The 22,865-nt window shown below is 32.5% G+C and carries 18 protein-coding genes; 12 read left to right on the top strand and 6 right to left on the bottom strand.

Annotation, left to right across the window (positions count from 1 at the left end; all coding sequences use genetic code 11):
• Positions 1 to 53: 53 nt before the first annotated feature.
• From OD917_RS19440 to OD917_RS19420, 5 genes are all read left to right on the top strand, one after another.
• Positions 54 to 503, top strand: coding sequence for an RrF2 family transcriptional regulator (locus tag OD917_RS19440; RefSeq protein WP_129748402.1), 450 nt, complete (start codon positions 54 to 56; stop codon positions 501 to 503).
• A gap of 23 nt (positions 504 to 526) precedes the next feature.
• Positions 527 to 1,054, top strand: a complete 528-nt coding sequence (gene azu / locus OD917_RS19435; protein ID WP_263525077.1) for an azurin — start codon at positions 527 to 529, stop codon at positions 1,052 to 1,054.
• A gap of 97 nt (positions 1,055 to 1,151) precedes the next feature.
• Positions 1,152 to 3,386: a nitric-oxide reductase large subunit gene (locus OD917_RS19430; protein WP_263525076.1), complete on the top strand. Its 2,235-nt coding sequence runs from the start codon at positions 1,152 to 1,154 to the stop codon at positions 3,384 to 3,386.
• Between the two features lie 24 nt (positions 3,387 to 3,410).
• A complete protein-coding gene (gene ric / locus OD917_RS19425; protein WP_263525075.1) occupies positions 3,411 to 4,142 on the top strand; it encodes an iron-sulfur cluster repair di-iron protein in 732 nt (243 codons plus the stop codon).
• 141 nt (positions 4,143 to 4,283) lie between these two features.
• A complete protein-coding gene (locus OD917_RS19420) occupies positions 4,284 to 5,507 on the top strand; it encodes a cbb3-type cytochrome c oxidase subunit I (RefSeq protein ID WP_263525074.1) in 1,224 nt (407 codons plus the stop codon).
• Between the two features lie 202 nt (positions 5,508 to 5,709).
• Here OD917_RS19420 and OD917_RS19415 read toward each other — a convergent pair whose 3' ends face one another.
• From OD917_RS19415 to nirK, 3 genes are read right to left on the bottom strand one after another with little or no spacing between them, the layout of a single operon-like run.
• Positions 5,710 to 6,306 carry an SCO family protein gene (locus OD917_RS19415; RefSeq protein WP_263525073.1) on the bottom strand — a complete coding sequence of 199 codons (597 nt, stop codon included), beginning with the start codon at positions 6,304 to 6,306 and terminating at the stop codon, positions 5,710 to 5,712.
• Between the two features lie 15 nt (positions 6,307 to 6,321).
• Positions 6,322 to 7,104 (bottom strand): formylglycine-generating enzyme family protein, encoded by a 783-nt coding sequence (locus OD917_RS19410; RefSeq protein WP_411970396.1) that lies wholly within the window; start codon positions 7,102 to 7,104, stop codon positions 6,322 to 6,324.
• Between the two features lie 16 nt (positions 7,105 to 7,120).
• Positions 7,121 to 8,509: a copper-containing nitrite reductase gene (gene nirK / locus OD917_RS19405; RefSeq protein ID WP_410501069.1), complete on the bottom strand. Its 1,389-nt coding sequence runs from the start codon at positions 8,507 to 8,509 to the stop codon at positions 7,121 to 7,123.
• Positions 8,510 to 8,798: 289 nt separating this feature from the next.
• Between nirK and OD917_RS19400 the strand changes: the two genes are divergently transcribed.
• Both OD917_RS19400 and OD917_RS19395 read left to right on the top strand, forming a co-directional pair.
• Positions 8,799 to 10,058, top strand: coding sequence for an aminotransferase class I/II-fold pyridoxal phosphate-dependent enzyme (locus OD917_RS19400; RefSeq protein WP_263525072.1), 1,260 nt, complete (start codon positions 8,799 to 8,801; stop codon positions 10,056 to 10,058).
• 123 nt (positions 10,059 to 10,181) lie between these two features.
• Entirely contained in the window at positions 10,182 to 10,667 is a 486-nt protein-coding gene (locus OD917_RS19395; protein WP_263525071.1) for a hypothetical protein, read from the top strand.
• Positions 10,668 to 10,977: 310 nt separating this feature from the next.
• On the opposite strand, the gene OD917_RS19390 is transcribed toward OD917_RS19395, so the two are convergent.
• Complete coding sequence (locus OD917_RS19390; protein WP_248726133.1) at positions 10,978 to 12,096, bottom strand: GTP cyclohydrolase; 1,119 nt, start codon at positions 12,094 to 12,096, stop codon at positions 10,978 to 10,980.
• A gap of 43 nt (positions 12,097 to 12,139) precedes the next feature.
• Positions 12,140 to 13,108 (bottom strand): transporter, encoded by a 969-nt coding sequence (locus OD917_RS19385; protein WP_263525070.1) that lies wholly within the window; start codon positions 13,106 to 13,108, stop codon positions 12,140 to 12,142.
• Positions 13,109 to 13,232: 124 nt separating this feature from the next.
• On the opposite strand from OD917_RS19385, the gene OD917_RS19380 reads away from it, so the two are divergent.
• The 5 genes from OD917_RS19380 to OD917_RS19360 all read left to right on the top strand — a co-directional run bounded on the left by OD917_RS19380 (position 13,233) and on the right by OD917_RS19360 (position 19,736).
• Positions 13,233 to 13,520, top strand: a complete 288-nt coding sequence (locus tag OD917_RS19380; RefSeq protein ID WP_263525069.1) for a DUF4834 family protein — start codon at positions 13,233 to 13,235, stop codon at positions 13,518 to 13,520.
• Positions 13,521 to 13,569: 49 nt separating this feature from the next.
• Entirely contained in the window at positions 13,570 to 16,176 is a 2,607-nt protein-coding gene (locus tag OD917_RS19375) for a YfhO family protein (protein ID WP_263525068.1), read from the top strand.
• Positions 16,177 to 16,225: 49 nt separating this feature from the next.
• On the top strand, positions 16,226 to 17,515 hold the full coding sequence (locus OD917_RS19370) for a glycosyltransferase family 4 protein (RefSeq protein WP_263525067.1): 1,290 nt from the start codon (positions 16,226 to 16,228) through the stop codon (positions 17,513 to 17,515).
• Positions 17,516 to 17,561: 46 nt separating this feature from the next.
• Positions 17,562 to 19,031 (top strand): polysaccharide biosynthesis C-terminal domain-containing protein, encoded by a 1,470-nt coding sequence (locus tag OD917_RS19365; protein WP_263525066.1) that lies wholly within the window; start codon positions 17,562 to 17,564, stop codon positions 19,029 to 19,031.
• A 405-nt stretch (positions 19,032 to 19,436) separates the two neighbouring features.
• Entirely contained in the window at positions 19,437 to 19,736 is a 300-nt protein-coding gene (locus OD917_RS19360; RefSeq protein WP_111286690.1) for a hypothetical protein, read from the top strand.
• An 84-nt stretch (positions 19,737 to 19,820) separates the two neighbouring features.
• Here OD917_RS19360 and uvrA read toward each other — a convergent pair whose 3' ends face one another.
• Positions 19,821 to 22,616, bottom strand: coding sequence for an excinuclease ABC subunit UvrA (uvrA, locus tag OD917_RS19355; RefSeq protein WP_263525065.1), 2,796 nt, complete (start codon positions 22,614 to 22,616; stop codon positions 19,821 to 19,823).
• Between the last annotated feature and the right edge of the window lie 249 nt (positions 22,617 to 22,865).

The following is a 22,865-nucleotide window of genomic DNA, read 5'->3' as shown; positions in this document are numbered from 1 at the left end:
TTTGTCTTTTATTTAAAACCTTTCTATCTTTGTCTAGAATTAATTAAGGATGTATGTTTTCAAAAGCGTGTGAATACGGAATTAGAGCTTCAATATTTATTGCAACAAAATCTTCTAAAGGAATAAGAGTTGGAATAAAAGATGTTGCGAAAGAAATAGATTCTCCCGAGCCATTTACGGCCAAGATCATGCAGATTTTGACTAAAAGCGGAATCATACATTCTGCAAAAGGAGTTGGAGGTGGTTTTGAAGTTTCTAATGAAGCGGTAAAAAACATAAAGTTAATTCAGATTGTAGATGCCATCGACGGAAATAAAATTTACAGCGGGTGTGGAATCGGATTAAAAGAATGTTCAGAAGAGCATCCGTGTCCAGTTCATCATGAGTTTAAAAAAATACGCGGACTTCTTTTAGAAATGCTAACCAAAACGACTTTAGAGCAATTGGCTACAGATGTAAAATCAGGCGATTTTTTCCTAAAAACATTAAACATAAACGAATAATATTTTAATAAATTATCTTAAAAATGAACACAAAAACCAAAATTTCGATACTAATCCTTATGGGATTTTTAGCAGTTACTTCTTGCGGAAAAAAAGAAACAGTTCCTGCCGATCAAACAGAAACAACTGAGCCATCTACAGAAGGAGAAGCTGCTCCAGTAACGCCAGCTGCTGAGGAAAATGTATTAGTTATTGAAGGAAATGATCAAATGCAATTTAATGTAAATGAATTAAAAGCTGTTGCTGGAAAACCAATCAAATTGACTTTGAAACACGTTGGAAAAATTCCGAAAGAAGCAATGGGACACAATTTAGTGATTTTACAAGAAGGAACAGATCAAGCAGCTTTTGCTTTGAAAGCTAATGACGCAAAAGCAACTGATTATATTCCAGAATCTGAAAAAGCTTCAATCATTGCACACACTAAATTAATTGGTGGTGGAGAAGAAGATACAATCGAGTTTACAATTGACAAAAAAGGATCATACCCATTTATTTGCTCTTTCCCTGGTCACGTGGCTATGATGAAAGGCGTATTAATTGTTGAGTAAATAATATAAACTCCAAATACTAAAATAGATTTGGAGTTTTTTTTAAAATTAATAAAAGATAAAATTGTCTTTTATTTATAAAATTTCCCCCAAAGAAATGAAAAGAGAAAAAAAATTATGGATAGTATTTGCATTGGTAATGAGTATTTCATTTGCCGTGCTTGGTTATTATGGATATGAAATTTATCAGCAGGCACCGCCAGTTCCGAAAGAGATTATTTCAGATTCTGGAAAAGTTGTTTTTAGCGAAAGCGAAATTAGAGACGGACAAAATATCTGGCAAAGTATAGGAGGTCAGGAAGTGGGATCTATCTGGGGACACGGAGCCTATGTGGCCCCAGATTGGACCGCAGATTGGCTACACAGAGAAGCCATTTTTATATTGAATATTTATGCTCAAAAGGATTTTAATAAAAAGTATGAGGAATTAGATGCCGAAAAACAATCGGCTCTAAAAGTTCGTTTGCAGAAAGATTTAAGAACAAATCGCTACGATGCTGAAACAGGTGTGCTTACTATTTCAGAAAACCGTTTAGCAGCGATTGAAAATCTAAGTGAATATTATAAAGGTCTTTTTACGAATGATCCAAAATTCGATAAACTGAGAGAAGAATATGCAATTCCGAAAAATTCTATTACAGATGTAGAGAGAATGCATAAAATGAATGCCTTTTTCTTCTGGGCAACATGGGCAACAGTTACCAATCGTCCTGATAATACCATTTCATACACACACAACTGGCCGTCAGATGAATTGGTTGGAAATACTGCCACAACAGAACTTTTAGCTTGGTCTGGAGTAAGTATTATTTTATTGATTTTGAGTGTTGGAATTTTAGTTTTCTATCATGCAAAATCGGGTGAAGAAGAAGAATTTCCATTGCCAAAAGAAGATCCGCTTATTAAGCAAGGAAAAACCAAATCTATGGGATTGGTAACCAAATATTTCTGGATTGTGAGTTTGCTTATGGTTTTACAAATGGTCTTCGGAATCATCACGGCACACTACGGAGTGGAAGGAAATGGTTTGTATGGAATCCCGATTGATAAAATTCTGCCTTATGCCGTAACACGTACATGGCACACGCAGTTAGCAATTTTTTGGATTGCAACGGCTTGGCTAGCAACAGGATTGTATATCGCTCCAGCAGTTTCGGGTAAAGATCCTAAATTTCAATGTTTTGGAATTAATTTCTTGTTTATTGCTTTGCTGATTATTGTTTTAGGTTCAATGGCTGGACAATGGTTTGGTGTAATGCAGAAACTGAATTTAGTTCAAAACTTTTGGTTTGGTCATCAAGGTTACGAATATGTTGATTTAGGCCGTTTCTGGCAGATTTTCCTTTTAGTTGGACTGTTTTTATGGCTGGCTTTAATGGTTCGTCCGTTACTTCCAGTTTTAAAGAAAAAAACAGAAGAGAAAAACCTAATCATTTTGTTCTTAGTTTCTTGTACTGCAATTGCCATGTTTTACGGAGCGGGATTAATGTGGGGAAGACAAACCAATTTAGCCATCGCCGAATATTGGAGATGGTGGGTAGTGCACCTTTGGGTTGAAGGATTTTTTGAAGTATTTGCAACAGTTGTGATTGCGTTTTTATTTGTTCGCTTGGGATTATTAAAAACGAAAACAGCGACTTTAAATGTACTTTTTGCAACTATTATTTTCATGTCTGGAGGTATTTTAGGAACATTTCACCACTTGTATTTTTCAGGAACACCAACGGCAATTATGGCTTTAGGAGCAACGTTTAGTGCATTAGAAGTTGTGCCTTTAACTTTAATAGGATTTGAAGCGTATCAAAACTATAAAATCTCAAAATCGACACAATGGATCGCAGATTATAAATGGCCAATTTATTTTATGATTTCTGTAGCCTTTTGGAATTTCCTCGGAGCCGGAATCTTCGGATTCATTATTAATCCGCCAATTGCATTGTATTATGTACAAGGTTTAAATACAACGCCTTTACACGGACATACGGCTTTATTTGGAGTTTACGGAATGCTGGGGATTGGTTTGGTATTGTTTGTACTAAGAAGTTTGTACCGAAATGTAAGTTGGAACAGCAAACTGCTTAAAATTACTTTTTGGTCATTAAATATTGGATTATTCTTAATGGCAATATTAAGCCTTCTTCCAATCGGAGTTTGGCAGGCAATTGAAAGTATTAATCACGGAATGTGGTATGCTCGTTCATCAGAATTAATGCAACAGCCAACAATGATTACTTTAAAATGGCTTCGTGCCATTGGAGATTCAATTTTCGGAATCGGGTTCATAACAATGGCTTGGTTTGTATTTGAACTGACATTAAAAAACAAAAAATAAAACACAAAATATAAATTGATTATCATGGAAAATTTAAAAAACAAAACAATAGGATCGTTTGTAGCTGAAGATTTTAGAACAGCTGCAGTATTCTCTAAATATAGAATTGATTTTTGTTGCAAAGGAAATCGAACAGTTACTGAAGTATGCGAAAAACAAAATATTGATGCAGATGTTTTATTAGAAAATGTGCTTCAAGTTGTGCAATCAGAAAACGGCGGAAGCATTGATTTCAATTCCTGGCCTTTAGATTTATTGGCAGATTATATTGAGAAAACACATCATCGTTATGTAGAAGAAAAAACGAATGTTTTACTTCCGTTTTTAGATAAATTATGCAAAGTTCACGGTGCTAATCATCCTGAATTATTCAAGATTAATGAATTGTTTATTGGCTGTGCAGGAGAATTATCTCAGCACATGAAAAAAGAAGAATTGGTATTGTTTCCTTTTGTAAAACGAATGGTGAAAACGAAAGAATCAGACGGAATTTTACATCAGCCATCATTCGGAACCGTTTCAAACCCAATTGCAATGATGATGCACGAACACGATAATGAAGGCGAACGCTTTAGAGAAATCGCCACGTTGACAGATAATTATACTCCGCCAGCAGATGCTTGTACGACTTACAGAGTAACTTTTGCCATGCTGAAAGAGTTTGAAGCAGATTTGCACAAACACATTCATTTGGAAAATAATATTTTATTTCCAAAAGCTGTGATTTTAGAAAAAGACTTTGTTGAAGTAGAATAAGGGTTAATTTTAATAGTGGAAAAAGCACCGATAGAATATCTAAACATGATAATTATCGGTGTTTTTATTTTAAACCATATAAGTAATATANNTATATTACTTATATGGTTTAATAATTTTATAGGTTTTAAAAGTTGCAATATGAATTCTCAAAAAAGTTGGATACTTTGCTGTTTTTTTAATTTTCTGATTGCCTGTGTTTTCGGATTATTAATGCGTTTTATGTATCTTTTTCCTTTAGATTTTCTAAACTATAGTTTTCTGCTTCATGCCCATTCGCACGTTGCGATGTTGGGCTGGGTTTATTTGATCGTTTATGTTTTGGTCGTTCATTTTTTTATTCCAAAAGAAAAAAGCCAGAAACCCATTTACAATCGTTTATTTTGGATGACTGAGTTTTCAGTTGTTGGAATGATGATCGCCTTTCCGATTCAAGGATATGCTTTGTTTTCGATTATTTTCTCAACAATGCATATTTTGTTGAGTTATGTTTTTTGTCGCTTGATTTGGGAAGACTGCTTAACAGATAAATCTCCTTCGCAGAGACTCTTATTGGTTTCGATTCTGTTTATGATTTTATCGACTTTCGGGGTGTGGTGTCTTGGGCCAGCCGTAAGCACGTTAGGAAAACAAAGTGCCTTTTATCAAATAGCGATTCAGTTTTTCCTTCATTTTCAATTTAATGGCTGGTTTATATTGGCAATTTTAGCTTTGTTTTTAAAACAATTTCAAAGTAAAATTGATGAGGCAAAATTTAAGAAGTTTTACTTTTTGATAATCATTTCTACACTATTAACGTTAGCTTTTCCTGTACGTTGGTATATGGAAAATCAAATTTTGAGTTATATCAATGTTTTAGGAGTTTTGATTCAATTAGGAGCTTTTATTTATTTCTATAAAATGCTTCAGCCGCAAATCAATCATTTTAGAAATGCTTTAGATAAAACTACAAAAGCTGTTTACGGTTTGGCTTTGTGTTCTTTATTTTTAAAAGTCGGCATTCAATTGCTGACAATTTTTCCTAATCTAGCAGAAGTTTCACATCAAATTCGAAATTTTGTAATCGGATTTATTCATTTAACGACTTTGGGAATCATAACAGGATTTTTGTTTGGAATATTGTTGCAGAATAAAATGCTTTCTGCCAATTCTAAATCATTAAAAACAGGAGTGAAGTGTTTTATTTTAGGATATATTTTGACGGAGGTTTTGTTGTTTCTTCAAGGTTGGTTCTTCTTTTTTGGAGAAGGAAGTATTCCAGGATATTTTCAAAGTATTTTGATATTTAGTATTCTTTTGGTTTTGGGATTAATTCTAATTATGGCATCGATTATAAATAAAAAACAAGAGCCGATTTTATCATAAACCTGCTCTTGTTTCTTACTAATTAACCTATTTATCTAATGAAATTTTAATTTAAACACATAGAAACATAGTTTAGAACCTCAATAAAAGGCGTTGCACTTGCATCAATTCACATAGCTATGTGTTAAAATCTAGATTTTTTAAAATCATCTTTTTTTTACTTTCTTAAAAATCTATGTTTCTATGTGTTTAAAAATTGTGTCTATATCTTTTCGGCTTCCTGATTTATTGTTTCAATTGTTTTATCATTATTTACGCCTAAACCTTCTTGCTGAAAAACCAATTCTCCTTCTGGATTAAAAACACTAATAATGTTCGAATGCGAAAAATCTATTGGCGAGATTTTTTTATAATTTACTGCTAAAACTGCTGCAAATTCTCTAGTATTTTCTTCTGTTGAACGAAGGAAAATCCAAGGATCTTGATTCATTTTATTTTCAATTGCGAATGATTTTAATCTTTCAGGAGTATCTGTATTTGGATCTATACTAACTAAAATCAATTTGACGTGTTGTTTTGTATTTTTCTCTAGTTTCGATTCAATATCACGCATATCGGCAACTAATCTAGGACATGCAGCTTTGCAACTTGTGTAAATCATTACCATTACGAGAACATTTCCTCTAAGCGATTTTAATTCGATGTCTTTTCCATCTTGCGTTGTCCATTTGGAAGGAAGATTGTAAATTGATAAATCGCTGATTTCTTTTTTTATTTCTGCTTTAACTTCTTTTTTATCTGCTTCTTTACAACTGTAAAATGAGAAGAGAAGAAGAAAAGCAATTGCTGTTTTTTTCATTTCAACTAATTTAAATTAGATTTTCGGTTTTGTGGTACTGGCGCATCTAAATCCAAGATTTCGTGTTGAATATTGCGCTTTCAGGCTTCCACGAAATGCGTAACGCATAAAAGCGGCATAATCCATTAAATCGGATGCGTTTACAGATCCGCTTCCGCAGAAGAGATTTTTGTCGGTGCTTTTGTCTTTTCTGGATTCTCCCGATAAAAAGATGCTATTAAAATCAGAAGTCCATTCCCAAACCAAACCGTGCATGTCGAAAACGCCCCAATAATTTTTTAAGGTTTTTCCAATTTCATTTTCATACGTTCTCGATTTCTCATACCAAGACAAAATATATTCGTTGAATTCTTTTTTGATTCTTGCGTCAACTCTTTTAGTGTCAGCCATTGCTACATATTCCCATTCATCCATAGTAGCTAAACGTTTTCCTTCGCATTCGCAGTATTTTTTTGCGGCAAACCAAGAAACATTTGTCACAGGAGAATTTGGTTTTGCATTTCCAAAATCAAAATCGTTTTTCCAATAAGAGAGATAGCTTTTATCGGCGAAAAGTCCTTTAATTTTTGATTTTTGGTAAGAAGGATTCTTTTTGACGAAATCTAAAAATTCACGATTTGTGACAGGGTAAATGTCTATATAAAACGATTTTACTTCGACAGGTTTTTTAGAAACGGCTCCATAAAGAGGGACGAAAGATCCCTCTTTAATGAAAGCCATTCCCGTTTCCTGTGCTTTCATGACACTGGTAAACACAGAGAAAAAGACAATTAAAAGAATGAAAATGTATTTTTTCATGCCATTTGCTTTGCTGTTATCTTAGCGCTTTTACCATTTCTGGCGTAATTTCTGTTTTGTTATTGCCCCAGCTGCTGTAAATGTAAGTCAGCACATTTGCTATTTCATCATCAGATAAATTCTGAGCAGGCATTACGTTGTTGTATTTTTTACCGTTTACTGTTACTTCTCCAGTTAAACCATGAAGTATTGTTTTAATAGCACGTTTAGAATCGGCATTGAGATAATCTGATTTTGCCAAAGGAGGAAAAGTGTTTGGAATTCCTTGTCCTTCAGATTGGTGGCAAGCGAAACAAGTTGTTCCGAAGATTTCTTTACCAATTTTAACTTTTTCGGCAATAGTTCGTTTTGGAGTTTCAGTTTTCACAGTTGAGGTTCCTGGCATTTTCTGAATTGTTCCTCCTTCAGGTAAATAAATGCCTTCTTGAATTGTTCCAGAATAAATGTTTTTGTTTTCTTTTCCTTCTACTTTTAGCATTCCCAATGCACCTTTATTAAAAGCTCTGAAAATAGAGTGATCAACTAAAATGAAAGTTCCGGGAGTTTCAACTTTAAAATCTACAATCGCAGCGCCACCAGCTGGAATTAAAGTCGTTTGAACATTTTTGTTTACTGCACTTCCGCCTTCAACATGAACATTATCAAATATTTCTCCAATAACGTGAAAAGAAGAAACTAAGTTTGGTCCACCGTTTCCAACAAATAAACGAACTGTTTCGCCTACTTTTGCGGTCAATTCATTTCCGTTTGTTAACGAACCCACTTTTCCATTAAATACAACATAATCAGGTGTTTCTTTTACCGCTTTATTCATGTCAAACGGCTGAAGGCCTTTTGCTCCATATTCACCTTGAGTGTAAAAATCACCTTGCATTACGTAGTATTCTTTATCAACAGGAGGAAGTCCGCCTTCAGGTTCAACCAGAATCAATCCGTACATACCATTTGCAATATGCATACCCACGGGAGCTGTTGCACAGTGATATACATACAATCCAGGATTTACAACTTTAAAACTGAAAACTTTTTCATGTCCAGGAGCTACAAGAGATGAAGTTGCTCCACCACCTGGACCAGTTACGGCATGTAAATCAATATTATGCGGTAATTTGTTGTCAGGATGGTTTTTTAGATGAAATTCAACTTCATCGCCAACTCGCGTTCTAATAAAACTTCCCGGAACAGAACCTCCAAATGTCCAATAAGTATATTTTACACCATCAGTCATTGTACCTTCTTGTTCCTTAATTTCCATGTTTAATTTAAGTTTCATAGCTGTTCTGCCGCCAACAGGTTTTGGTACATGAGGAGGAGAAGTAAGCTCGGCTTCCATTTCGCCCTCAGTCATAATATCTGCGTAATTTTTAGCTTCATCTTTTTTGCAACTGCCTAAAAGAAGAATCATAAAAAATGAACATATCAGCACGTTCATTTTAATCCAAATTTTGTTATTTCTTTCCATAATTACTTGGTTTTGTTTTCGTTTAAATATGGATCAAAATTAAAGGACTATTTTGTCTTTTATTATGATAAAAATCATGTTTGCTGCTAATTCTGAATAATTGTTTAAGGTAAAACTTACAGAATAAAATCAGATGATTATTTTTAAATAAAAATAATTGAGGCTCTTCATTTTAAATTAATAATGATTATTTTTGCTCGCTGATTAAGTAAAAAAAATTACTACATATATTATGGTAAAAGATTTATTCGAAAGAATTCAGGACAATAAAGGACCTTTAGGAAAGTGGGCTTCTCAAGCAGAAGGTTATTATGTTTTCCCAAAGTTAGAAGGAGAGTTGGGTCCTAGAATGCAATTTCACGGAAAAAATATTTTAAACTGGAGTTTAAATGATTATTTAGGTTTAGCAAATCATCCAGAAGTTCGTAAAGCAGATACAGATGCAGCAATTCAGTTTGGTGCAGCATATCCAATGGGAGCTCGTATGATGTCTGGACACACAACGTATCACGAACAATTAGAAAATGAATTGGCTGATTTCGTAATGAAAGAATCTGCTTATTTATTGAATTTTGGTTACCAAGGAATGGTTTCTATCATTGATGCTTTGGTTACTAAAAATGACATTATTGTTTATGATGTTGATTCACATGCTTGTATCATTGATGGTGTTCGTTTGCACATGGGTAAACGTTTCACATACAAACACAATGATTTGGAAAGTATGGAGAAAAACTTGCAACGTGCTACTAAAATGGCTGAAGAAACGGGTGGAGGTATTTTATTTATTACTGAAGGTGTTTTTGGAATGCGTGGACAGCAAGGAAAATTAAAAGAAATTGCTGAATTAAAGAAAAAATACAATTTTAGATTATTAGTAGATGATGCTCACGGTTTTGGTACTTTAGGTAAAACTGGTGCTGGAGCAGGTGAGGAGCAAGGAGTTCAAGATCAGATTGATGTTTACTTCTCTACTTTTGCAAAATCCATGGCTAATATTGGAGCTTTCGTAGCAGCTGATAAAACAGTTATCGATTATTTGAAATACAACTTGCGTTCTCAAATGTTTGCTAAAGCATTGCCGATGATTCAGACAATTGGATCTTTGAAACGTTTAGAGTTATTGCGCCAATCTTCTGCAATTAAAGATAAACTTTGGGAAAATGTAAACGCATTGCAAAGCGGTCTTAAAGAAAAAGGATTTAATATTGGAGACACTAATACTTGTATCACGCCAGTTTACTTAGAAGGAAGTATTCCTGAAGCTATGGTAATGGTAAACGATTTAAGAGAGAACTACGGTATTTTCCTTTCTATCGTTGTATATCCAGTTATTCCAAAAGGAATTATCTTATTAAGAATGATTCCTACAGCTTCTCATACATTAGCAGATATCGAAGAGACTTTAACAGCTTTCGAGGCAATTCGTGAGAAATTGACTAACGGAACTTATAAAGAAATTGCTGAGCGTACAACGGTTGACGTTTCGTAAATTTTCAAAAAAATAGATTTCCTTAAGTGGGAATTATGTAAAAAAATCCATTTGTTCTACGAATGGATTTTTTTTATTTGAGGTAACTTTATAATCATAATCACAAAATAAAAATATAGAATTATGAAAAAAGTACTAATAATAGCGGTGATAGCGTTGTCTGTTTTTGTTTCCTGTAAAAAAGAAACCACAACGACAGAACCGATACAAATAACACCAAGTCCGCCAAAAGAAGCCGAAATTGTAGAACCTGCAGGTGATCAATGTTATGCTTGGAGATCTAACGGAAGCGTGATCGAAATGAGTTTTAATGTTAATTCTCATCAGGAAGTAAACGGAAAACTAAGTTATAATTTGGTCGGAAAAGATAAAAACGAAGGAACTTTAATAGGAAATATGAAAGGCGACACTTTAGTTGCCGATTATACTTTTAATTCAGAAGGAGTTTCGTCTGTAAGAGAGGTTGTTTTTCTGCAAAAAGATGGAACTTTTGTTGAAGGATATGGCGATGTAGTAACTGCCAATGATAAAGTTTCTTTTAAAGATAAATCAAAACTAAAATTTGATCAAAAAAATACTTTGACTAAAGTTGATTGCAAAGTAGAGTAAATGATGTGTTTATGAAGTGAAAAATCCATTCGTTTGGGGGCGAATGGATTTTTTTTATTTTTGAAATTAATTTTTAAGTGTATTTATATATTCAGTTGAATTTCCGTTCCAATAACATTTTACGCAATGTTTATTTACAAATTCATGAAAGCAATTTTCATATCCATAAATATAATGTGCACATTCAGGACATAGATTTTTCATGACAGATGAATCGGTGTAAAATTCACTATTACATTCGTCACAAACTGTTATTAAAGATTTATTTAAGTCCATAGTTGAAAACTGCGACTGCGACTGAAAACTAAAATTAAAGATTCTTCAAATAAGTCTTTCTCTGACAGTGAATAGTAGGGTCAAAGTTTTTCCAAAGTAAATGAATAGCATTGTTTTCTAATAATTCTGGAGTTCTAATGCAAGTCTGAATTCCTTTTGCTGAAAAAGTCTTGTAATATTCATCAAAAATAATAGCCGTAACACCTTTGTTTTGGTATTCAGGATGAACTCCGATAAGGTAAAAAACGACATCTTTACTGTGTTTTCTAGCTTTTAATAATTGTAAAAAGCCAAATGGAAACAATTTTCCTCTTATTTTCTGTAAAGCTTCCACAAAACTCGGCATTACAATACTAAAAGCAACCAAATTATCGTCTTTATCAACTACAAATTTGATATACTCTGGATTAATAAAGCTGATGTATTTCTTTTTAAAATACTCTTTTTGCACATCAGAAATGGCTACAAACGAGGCAAGTTTTTCATAAGATTCATTAAACAAATCAAACATTTTGTCTACGTGAGGCATAATGTCTTTTGTTTTGGTGAAATTAAGAGCTTTTAGTCCGTAACGTTTCTTGATTAATTCTTGTGCCTTTTGAAAGAATTCTGGTTTAACATTAGAAAAAGGAAATATACTTTCAATATATTGTTTTTCAACTTGAAAGCCTAATTCCTCAAAATGTCTTACGTAATACTCATGATTGTACCAAGTAATCATGGTTCCAACTTGGTCAAAACCTTCGGTAAGAACTCCAACTTTATCTAAATTCGAAAATCCCATTGGACCTTCAGCATGCTCTAAATTGTGTTTTCTTCCTAATTCATAAACTTTTTCAAGCAAAGCTTTTGTGACTTCAATATCATCAATTACATCAAACCATCCAAAGCGTACTTTCCTTTTGTGCTGATTGTTAACTTCAGACCAATTGATAATAGCAGTGATACGTCCCACAATTTTATTATCTCTGTAAGCCAAATAAAAGTAAGCCTCGGCATTATCAAATGCTGGGTTTTTGGTTTTATCAAAAGATTCCAATTCATCTGAAATAATAGGAGGAACCCAATACGGATTATCCTTATACAATGAAAAAGGAAATTTGATGTATTCGGTTAATTCTTTCTTGCTTATGGCTTCTTTAATTGTAATCATTAAGGTGGTATTGAGTCCTTTTTAAAGGTTTGTTATTTTTACTTTATTCGTATTTTGCTTTACGTTTTCTTTCTTTTTCCTGATAATCTATTTGTTTTTCATTGTCAGGATTCTTTTTCGCTCTGTCTGCTGCTTTATTTTCAATCTGCTTTTCTTTGTACCATCCGTCATAGCGCCATGAAACTCCAACGCCACCATATAAAATAGATGGTGTGTTTTTAAAGTTAGTACTTATAGAAGCATCAACCTGCATATTTGAAGAAAGTAAAAAAGCAGCTCCTGCACGAAGAATAGAATCGCTGTAAAAGTCGCTTTTATATCCTTGATTTTCAATAAAACCAGACCATCTGTCATTAAATCCGTGCGTCAAAGTTAATACATATCCATAACTTGGATAATCTGTTCCAATATAATCTGCAATAATATTAGTTACAAAAACCCAAGATCCTCCGCCCAATAGGTTTTGAGTGATCAATGAGATTTTAGGCGAAATAGCACCATCTGGAGAAAAATAATAAGGATTATCGGCACCAACAAAATTAGCTCCTGCAAAAACAGAAACAGCAGGAATCAATTCGCGCCATTGAAAATTACGATTGGCTTTGTAGCTATAAATATTAGCTTCTCTTTTATAATTTTTATAAGGATCGTAAATAAGATATTTAGCACCTAAAACAGTCTGTCTGAAATTATTCTTTTTATAACTAGTGTAAGAAGTATCAAAGTTTTCCATTTGATATTGAATATCAGCAATAAATTCTAATTGCTCAAGAAAAGCGCCATATCTAATAGTCAGATCTGTACCAAATCCGCTAGCGTCATAATCTAATAAATCGTGTTTTTCTTTAATGCCGTAAACACCTAATTCGGCTTGAATTACTGATTTTCCAACAGCATAAGCTGACATGGTTTCACCTGGACGATTTGAATTAATAACGTCAGTATATTGCGCAAAAAACAGTTGTGGAATAAAAAAAAGTACCGGGGCAAGTAAGTTTTTAATTTTGAACATATAATTTTTTTTGGATTAAAAAATAATAACGCATTTCAAATGTACATATTTTATTATTTATTTAAGATTCATATTTTATTTTTAAACAACGGATTTATTAATTTTGGAAAAAAATTATAGAGTTATGCAAGAAGCATCATTTTCAGGTTTGAGATTTATTATTGGGCTTATCGCCTTTTATTATATCATGAAATTTTTAGCTCGAATCTTTTTGCCAGTATTGGTAAAAAAGGCAGTTGAAAATGCGAGTGAAAATTTTCAAAGACAGCAACAACAATACAATCAGTACAATCAAGGTAATAATTGGCAGAATACTAATAAAGACGAAATAATTATTAATACTGCTAATGCTAAAAACCCGCGCGAAACCAAAAAAGTCGGGGAGTATGTTGATTACGAAGAAATAGATTAGATTTGTGTCCTGAAAATTTAGGATTCATTTTAACCCAAACCAGCCAAAATTGAAAATAGTAAATAAGTTCTATCCGCATGCCCTTGTTGTACTGGGCTTTATCTTAGTATCATTAATTTATTTTTATCCAGTTCTACAAGGAAAGCAAATTTTCCAGTCAGATATTGCCCAATATACCGGAATGGCAAAAGAGCAAAATGACTTTAGAGCTGTTGAAAATGCTGAACCTTATTGGACGAACTCAGCTTTTGGAGGTATGCCAACATATCAGCTTGGGGCAAATTATCCGAACGATTTTATTGGTAAAGTTGATGACGTACTGCGTTTTCTTCCGCGTCCTGCAGATTACTTATTTTTATATTTCCTTGGTTTTTACGGTTTATTATTGGTTCTAAAAACAGATCCATTGAAAGCCTTTATTGGTTCAATTGCATTTGGTTTTTCAACTTATATGATCATCATTTTAGGAGTTGGCCATAATGCCAAAGCACACGCCATTGCTTATATGCCTTTGGTAATTGCAGGATTTATACTCGTATTCCAGAAAAAATACATTAAAGGAGGTCTGCTCACGATGTTTGCGGTGGCATTAGAAATTAGTGCCAACCACTTTCAAATGACCTATTATTTATTGATATTCTTATTGATACTTTCAGGTTATTTTGCTTTTAATTTTATCAAAGAAAAAGACTTTAAAGGACTTTTAATTTCTTGCGGAGTTCTACTAATTGCCGGAATTTTTGCCTTAGGAGCTAATGCCGGTAATTTAATGGCAACAAACGAATATGCTAAATACAGTATCAGAGATAAAAGTGAGCTGACTTTTAATCCAGACGGATCAAAAAATGAAACCACAGCTTCTATGACAACCGACTATATTACAGAATATAGTTATGGTATTGCAGAAAGTTTGAATTTAATTGCTCCAAGAATTTTTGGAGGTTCAAGCCATGAAAATGTTGGTACAGACAGCCGTATGTATGCATTTATGGTTGAACAAGGAGTTCCTGCATCTCAAGCTCAGGATTTTGTTTCGGGAATGCCAACGTATTGGGGAGATCAACCAATCGTTTCTGCACCAGCTTATATTGGAGCAGTAGTTTTCTTTTTAGCAGTTTTGGCACTATTTATAGACGAAAGAAAAATTAAATATGTTTTCCTTACAGGAGCACTTTTTACTTTAGTGCTTTCTTGGGGTAAAAACTTCTCTTTATTGACGAACTTTTTTATTGAATATGTTCCTCTTTATGATAAATTTAGAGCGGTATCTTCAATTCAAGTCATTTTAGAATTATGTTTCCCTGTTTTAGCTGTTATGGGATTACAATCATTTTTTAAAGCTAAAGACGAGCCAAAATTACAGCAGAAAGCCTTAGTACAGACAGGAGTTTTTGGTTTGGGAGTTCTTGTTATTTTATTAATAGCAAAAAGCTTCTTCCATTTTACAGGAACAAGTGATCAATATTTCTTAGAAAGCTACGGACCAGATTTCGTTGATGCTTTAAAAGAAGATAGAATGACGATGTATTATGCAGATTTATTGCGATCTGGATTTTTAATTTTAATCACTTTCGGACTTTTATATTGCTCTTTAAAATATGAAAAAATAATTATCCTCTTAAGTTATATATTATTATTAGGACTTGCATTGTTGGGAGTATTCTTTGTTTTTATAGTGATTGGAGAAAAAACTTTATTGACTATAAAAGCATTTGTTCCTTTAATTTCATTTTTATTAGCTTATTTTGTTTGGAGATTAATTTCTATAAAGGAAAATAATCAACTAGGAATTGTTTTAATAGGTATTCTATTGATTTTTGACTTATTCTTTGTGGATAAAAAATATGTTTCGGCTAAAGATTTTGTGAGTCCAGTTCAGATTGCGGCACCATTTCAAGAAACACCTGCAGATAGTCAGATTTTAAAAGACACATCGGTTTACCGTGTATTTGATCTTCAGGGACAATTACAAGGAAGATCTTCTTATTTCCATAAAACTATTGGCGGATATAGTGCTGTAAGACCAAGAAGAATGCAGCAATTGTACGATTATCAAATCGCTAAAAATAACTTGGAAGTGCTTAATATGCTTAATGTTAAGTATGTAATTCAAGTAGATAAAGAAGGGAATCAAATTCCTGCTGTTAATCCAGATGCTAACGGAAATGCTTGGTTTGTGGGTACAGTAAAACTGGTAAATAAACCAGATGACGTAATGAAAGCCTTGAATACTTTAGACACTAAAAAAGTAGCGGTTTTCAATGTTCACGAGCATGAAAGTAAATTCCAAAACGCGAGATTAAAGAAAGCTTTTGACACAACAGGAACGATTAAGGTTGTTACCTATAAGCCAAATTATATCAAATACAAATCAGAAAATAACGGAGAAGGTTTAGCTGTTTTTTCTGAAATGTATTATAAAAATGGTTGGAACGCTTATATAGACGGTAAATTAACAGATCATTTCCCGGTTGATTATGTTCTAAGAGCAATGGAAGTTCCTGCTGGAAAACACACTATCGAATTTAAATTTGAGCCTCAGATTATCAAAACGGGAGGAACAATTACTTTAATAAGTTCAATTGGAATGCTGTTGCTTTTAGCTGGAGGAGTTTATTTTGAAAGTAGAAATTCTAATAAGAAAACAGAAGTCTAGAATTTCAAAATTCTAAATTTGCACTTTAAAAATAGTAAACCCATTTTCCTTGGAACAAAAAAAACTTTTAATAATTACCTATTATTTCCCACCTGCGGGAGGGCCTGGTGTACAGCGTTGGCTGAAATTTGTAAAATATTTGCCAGAATTTGATGTACAGCCAATAGTTTATGTTCCAGAAAATCCGACTTATCCAATTGTTGATGAAGGATTGGTGAGCGAAATATCAGATAAAGTAATTGTTTTAAAGAATAAAATTTGGGAGCCTTACCAATTGGCTTCCATTTTTTCGAAAAATAAAACCAAGAAAATTAGTTCGGGAATTTTTCCGCAAAAGAAAAAACAGACCTTTTTGGATAAAACATTTCTTTGGGTTCGAGGAAATCTTTTTATTCCAGATGCCCGCGTTTTTTGGGTAAAACCATCCGTTTCTTATTTAGAAAAATACATTCAAGACAATAATATTGATACGATTGTAACTTCTGGACCGCCACATAGTTTGCACTTAATTGGTTTAGAATTACAGCAAAAATTAAAAGTGAAATGGTTTGCTGATTTTCGTGATCCTTGGACAACAATCGGATATCATAAAGCACTTCGATTATCTTCTTATGCAGAAAAAAAGCATAAAAATTTAGAACACAAAGTACTTAATTCTGCAGATGAAATCATTGTAACAAGTAAAACCACTAAAACTGAATTTGAAGCGATTACCAATAAGCCAATCACTGTAATTACAAACGGCTATGATGTTGAAACTATCGAAAAACAGACTTTAGACACTAAATTTACTTTGGCTCATATTGGTTCTTTTTTATCAGATAGAAATCCGCCGTTTTTATGGGAGGTTTTAGTAGAATTATTGAAAGAAGTTCCAGAATTTAAATCTCATTTAGAAATTAAATTAATCGGAGCTGTTAGTCAGGAAGTTCTAGATGCGATAGAAGAAAACCAACTGAAAGAATATTTAAATTTAGTGGGTTACGTTTCTCATAAAGAAGCTGTTGCGCATCAGAGAAAATCTCAAGTTTTACTTTTAATAGAGATTAATTCTGAAGATACGAAAAGTATTATTCCAGGAAAATTGTTCGAATACATGGTTTCAAACCGCCCAATTGTTGCAATTGGACCTCAAGGTTCTGACTTTGCAGATATTGTTACAGAGACTAATACCGGAGTATTTTTTGATTATTCTGAAAAAGCGAAATTAAAAAGTGTACTTTTGGACTTTTTTAATCAGTTTTTGAAAGGAGAATTGCAATCGCATGGAATTGGCTTACAGCAATATTCTCGAAAAAATCTAACGAAGCAATTAGCACAGCTGATTAGGAAATCATAGATTGTAAAAAATCTAAAATCTAAAATCTAAATTCAGAAATCCAAACATGGGTATTGTCTTAAATCAGTCTTTTAAAAACACTATAATTACATATATTGGTTTTGGTATCGGAGCCATTAATACATTATACCTTTATCCTGTTTTTCTTGGAGCAACATATTATGCTTTAACGAATTATATTACTTCTGCAGCAAATGTAATTATGCCATTGTTCGCAATTGGAATGCAGAATACACTTGTGAAATTTTATTCGCAATATAAAACAGAAGAAGAAAGAGAGCAGTTCCTGTCTTTTACCGCTTTATTTCCTATTATAATGTGTATTCCGTTAGGTCTTATCGGATTCTTTTTTTACGATGATATAACTGATTTTGTTTCTAAAGAAAATCCTGTTGTGCGTGAATTTATGCTTCTTATTCCGTTTATAGGGATTTGTATGGCATACTTTGAGATTTTTTATGCTTGGGCAAGAGTGCATATGCATTCCGTTTTTGGAAACTTTATTAAAGAAGTTGGATTAAGATTGCTTTCAACTTTCGCCTTAATCGGATTGTATTTTAACTGGATAAGTTTGGTTGAGTTTGTTTATGTAACAGCAGCTATTTATTTTTTAGCTTTTATTGTAACAATGTTTTATGCTTTTTATATTAAGAAGCCTAATTTTCAGATCACTATACCTGAAAATGTAAAAAGTGTAATGGAATATACTTTTTATATTATTTTGTCTGGTAGTGTTGCCAATTTGCTTTTAGACGGAGACAAATTGATTTTGAATCAGTACATGAAAATTGAAAATATTGCGTATTATTCTGTTGCAACTTATATCGCTTTAGTAATTTCAGTTCCGAGCCGTGCTATGCACCAAATTGTGTATCCAATTACGGCGAGATTAATGCATGAAAACAAACATGACGAATTAAATCAGCTTTATAAAAAGACCTCTATTAATCTTCAGATTGTGGGAGGATTTGTAATGCTTTGTATTTTTGTAAATATTGATCAATTGTACGAATTGGTTCCAAAGGAGTATAGTGGAGGAATTCCAGTAGTATTTATGATTGGTCTTTCAAAGTATTTCGATTTGATTTTAGGAAATAATAATGCGATTATTTTCAATACTAAATATTACCGAATGGTATTGTATTTAGGACTAATGCTGGTTGTTTTAACGGTAATTCTGAACATCATTTTTATCCCTATTTTAGGAATTTTTGGTTCTGCGTTTGCAACTCTTCTTTCCATTACTTTATATAGTTTGGCTAAATTGCTTTTTGTAGTTAAAAAGCTAGATTTATATCCATTTACAAAGCAAACCATTCATTCAATGGTTCTTACTTTTGCATTGTTTTTAGTGTTTTATTTCTGGGAATTTCCATTTTTCCAATTAATTAGCATTGCTTTAAAATCGGTTTTAGTAACTATTTTGTATCTGTACTTGAATTATAAATTCAGAATATCTCCAGATATTAATAATGTTATTGATTCTATTTTCAAGAAACTGGGATTTAAAATTTAATTTGATTTTTGAAAAAAGTTTCAGACATCATTTAGCTAAAAATATTCTTTAATTTTTATTAGACAATTTTCTTTTTTGCCTTAGTTTTTTAATTTCTAGAAGCAGATGAAACTCTTTACTAATAAAAAAGTATTGTTAAATTATTAACCGAAAATTCCTTTGCTATGGTTAAGTAATTGAAAATAAGTGATTAAATAATCAATTTTAACACGTGAATATTTTGTAATTAATTTAATAAAAATTAACTTTATCATGAAAGTTTAGAACTACTTTGAATAAATTGTAGAATTATTTCTAACAAAATGGATAAATGTAGGTGTTTTTTATTTTTTTGGATGGAGTAATTTTGCAAGAAATTGCGGAATAAGAAAAGTGTATTGGATTAATTGTAGATTTTAATTAATTATGAAAGACAATCATCTCAGCCAGGAACAAAGCATGCAAGTATTTTCGAATATGATTTCAAACAAAGTTCATAACGGATTTACTTTAGAAGAAAGAAACGATGAATTGCTTTTCGCAGTCTTATCTAAAGGAGGAAAAGTGGTTAATCACAGTTTAAATTTCATGATTTTTTGTTTAACTCTGGGTTTATGGTCATTTGCTTGGCTGTATCTTACCTTTGAAGCATCAAAACAGAAAAAGATTTTAGTAGCTATAGACGAAGATGGTCTTCCTTTTGAAGAAAAATGTCTTGTAGCTTAAACATTAAAAGAGAAATAAAATAAAAGCCATAAATACAAACTAATCAATTGTATTTATGGCTTAATTATTTTAAAGGAATAATTATTATAATTTGTCTTTCAAATAAACTCCTGTTACAGATTCTTTTACTTTAACAATATCTTCTGGAGTTCCTGAAGCAAGTAAATGTCCTCCGTTTTCACCACCCTCTGGACCTAAATCTAGAATCCAGTCAGCACATTTTATTAAATCAAGATTATGTTCGATTACAATTATCGAATGTCCTTTTTCGATCAAAGCATCAAATGAAGCTAAAAGCTTTTTAATGTCATGAAAATGCAAACCAGTTGTTGGCTCGTCAAAAACAAATAAAGCTTTGTCTTTTGTGGCGCCTTTTACCAAGAAAGAAGCCAATTTAATACGTTGCGCTTCTCCACCAGAAAGTGTAGAAGAAGATTGGCCTAATTGCACATATCCTAAACCAACATCTTGTAAAGGCTGTAATTTTTGAGTGATTTTTGATTGTTTGTTTTTTTCGAAAAAAGCAATAGCATCATCAATTGTCATCGTCAAAATATCATTGATGTTCTGATTATCGAAAGTCACTTCTAAAATTTCTTTTTTGAATCGTTTTCCACCGCAGGTTTCACAAGGTAAAGAAACATCGGCCATGAAAACCATTTCGACATTTATAGAACCTTCTCCTTTACAAGTTTCACATCGTCCTCCGTCAACATTAAAAGAGAAATGTTTAGCCTGATAACCTCTTATTTTTGATAATTTTTCTTTGGCATACAAATCACGAATATCATCATACGCTTTAATGTAAGTTACTGGATTTGATCGAGAACTTCTACCAATCGGATTTTGATCTACATATTCAATATGCTTAATCTGAGAAAAAGAACCGCTTATTTCACTAAACTGTCCCGCTTTTTCAGCTGCACTTTCTAGTTTCTTCTGCATTGCTGGAAACAAAATTTTCTTAATCAAAGTACTTTTTCCACTTCCAGAAACTCCTGTAACGACAGTTAAAACATCAAGAGGAAAAGTAACATTAATGTTTTTTAAGTTGTTTTCGCGCGCGCCAATAATATCGATATGATTTTTGAATTTTCTTCGTCTCTTAGGAACAGAAATTTCTAGATCGCCATTTAAATATTTAGCCGTAAGCGAATCCGATTTTAAAATTTCGTCATATGTACCTTGCGCAACCAATTTTCCTCCAAAAGTTCCCGCTTCAGGACCAATATCGATAATCATATCGGCAGCTTTCATAATATCTTCGTCGTGTTCTACTACAATTACAGTATTTCCAAGATCTCGAAGAGAAAGTAATACTTTGATCAATCTTTCTGAATCTTTTGGATGCAGACCAATACTTGGCTCATCTAAAATATACATAGATCCCACTAAACTACTTCCAAGGGATGTAGCAAGATTAATTCGCTGTGATTCTCCACCAGAAAGAGTGGCTGAATTTCTGTTTAAAGTAAGATAATCCAAACCAACTTCTGTTAAAAAAGATAAACGATTATTAATTTCGACCATCAAACGTTTAGCAATCTGCTGTTCGTAAACATTTAATTCGATGTTTTTGAAGAAAGTAACCAAATGTTTAATTGGTAAATCAACTAAATCAGACACTGTTTTTCCGTTGATTTTCACATAAGAAGCTTCTTCGCGTAAGCGTTTACCTTTACAGGCATGACATTTTGTTTTACCACGATAGCGTGACAGCATTACACGGTTTTGGATCTTATAATTTTTTTCTTCCAATTCTCTGAAGAAATCATTAAGTCCTTGAAAATATTGATTTCCAGTCCAAATTAAATCTTTCTGTTCATCTGTTAATTGAAAATATGGTTTGTGAATAGGGAAATCAAATTTATAGGCATGTTTTACCAATTCATCTTTGTACCAGCTCATACTTTCGCCGCGCCACGGATAAATAGCACTTTCAAAAATAGACAATGAAGTATTTGGAACAACTAGATCAGCATCGATGCCAATTATATTTCCATAACCTTCACAAACTGGGCAAGCTCCATAAGGATTGTTGAAGCTAAATAAATGAACATTTGGCTCTAGAAAAGTAATGTCGTCCAATTCAAATTTATTCGAATAAGAAAATCTTTTCTCTCCATTTAATTCCTGCAAATAACAAATTCCTTTCCCTTCAAAAAAGGCTGTTTGGACAGCATCTGCTAGACGGTTATAAAATTCCTCTTCTTCTTTAACAACAATACGGTCAATAATTAATAAGACATCTTTATTGTCAAATTTATGTAAATCTGAAGCAGAAAACTCGTCTAAACGAACCATTTCATTATCTACCAAAATACGTGCAAAACCTTGCTGTAAAAGTATTTTTAGTTTGTCTTCTAATTGTCTTCCTTCTTCAAGATGAATAGGAGAAAGAAGTAGCCATCTGCTATCCAGCGGAAGACTTTTAACGTCGGCGATAACATCTGTAACTGTATTTTTTTTGACTTCTTGTCCAGAAATAGGAGAGTAGGTGCGGCCGATTCTGGCAAATAAAAGTTTGATATAATCGTAAATTTCAGTTGAAGTACCAACTGTAGAACGCGCGTTTGTTGTATTTACCTTTTGCTCAATCGCAATTGCCGGAGCAATGCCTTTAATATATTCTACTTTTGGTTTATCTAAACGTCCTAAAAATTGACGTGCATAAGATGATAAACTTTCTACATAACGTCTTTGTCCTTCGGCATATAATGTGTCAAAAGCTAAACTCGATTTACCTGATCCTGAAAGACCTGTAATGACAACCAGTTTGTTTCTCGGAATGACCACATCTACATTTTTTAGATTATGTACTTGTGCTCCTTTAATTATAATATTTGATTTTGGGTCTATTTTAGAAAGATCAATTTGCATAAAAAAGTCAATTTTTACAAAAGTAATCAATTTTGAATTGGATTTAGTTAAGGATTTAGTTCCAAATTTTAACTATTTTATCATAATTAGAGCGAATTAAATCTTGTATTTGAATAAAACTATGATTGAAAAAAAGATTGATTTTTGAGGCAATATTTGAATTTAAGTATCCAGATTTAAAAATATTATGAAGAGTCCAATTTAATCGGGAAAAAATTGTAATTTAAATCTATAATTTAACTCAAAATA

The organism is Flavobacterium sp. SH_e (assembly GCF_025717045.1).
Classification (GTDB): Bacteria; Bacteroidota; Bacteroidia; order Flavobacteriales; family Flavobacteriaceae; genus Flavobacterium.
The sequence above is the reverse complement of the archived record's forward strand: the minus strand, read 5'-3'. Positions and strand labels throughout refer to the sequence as shown.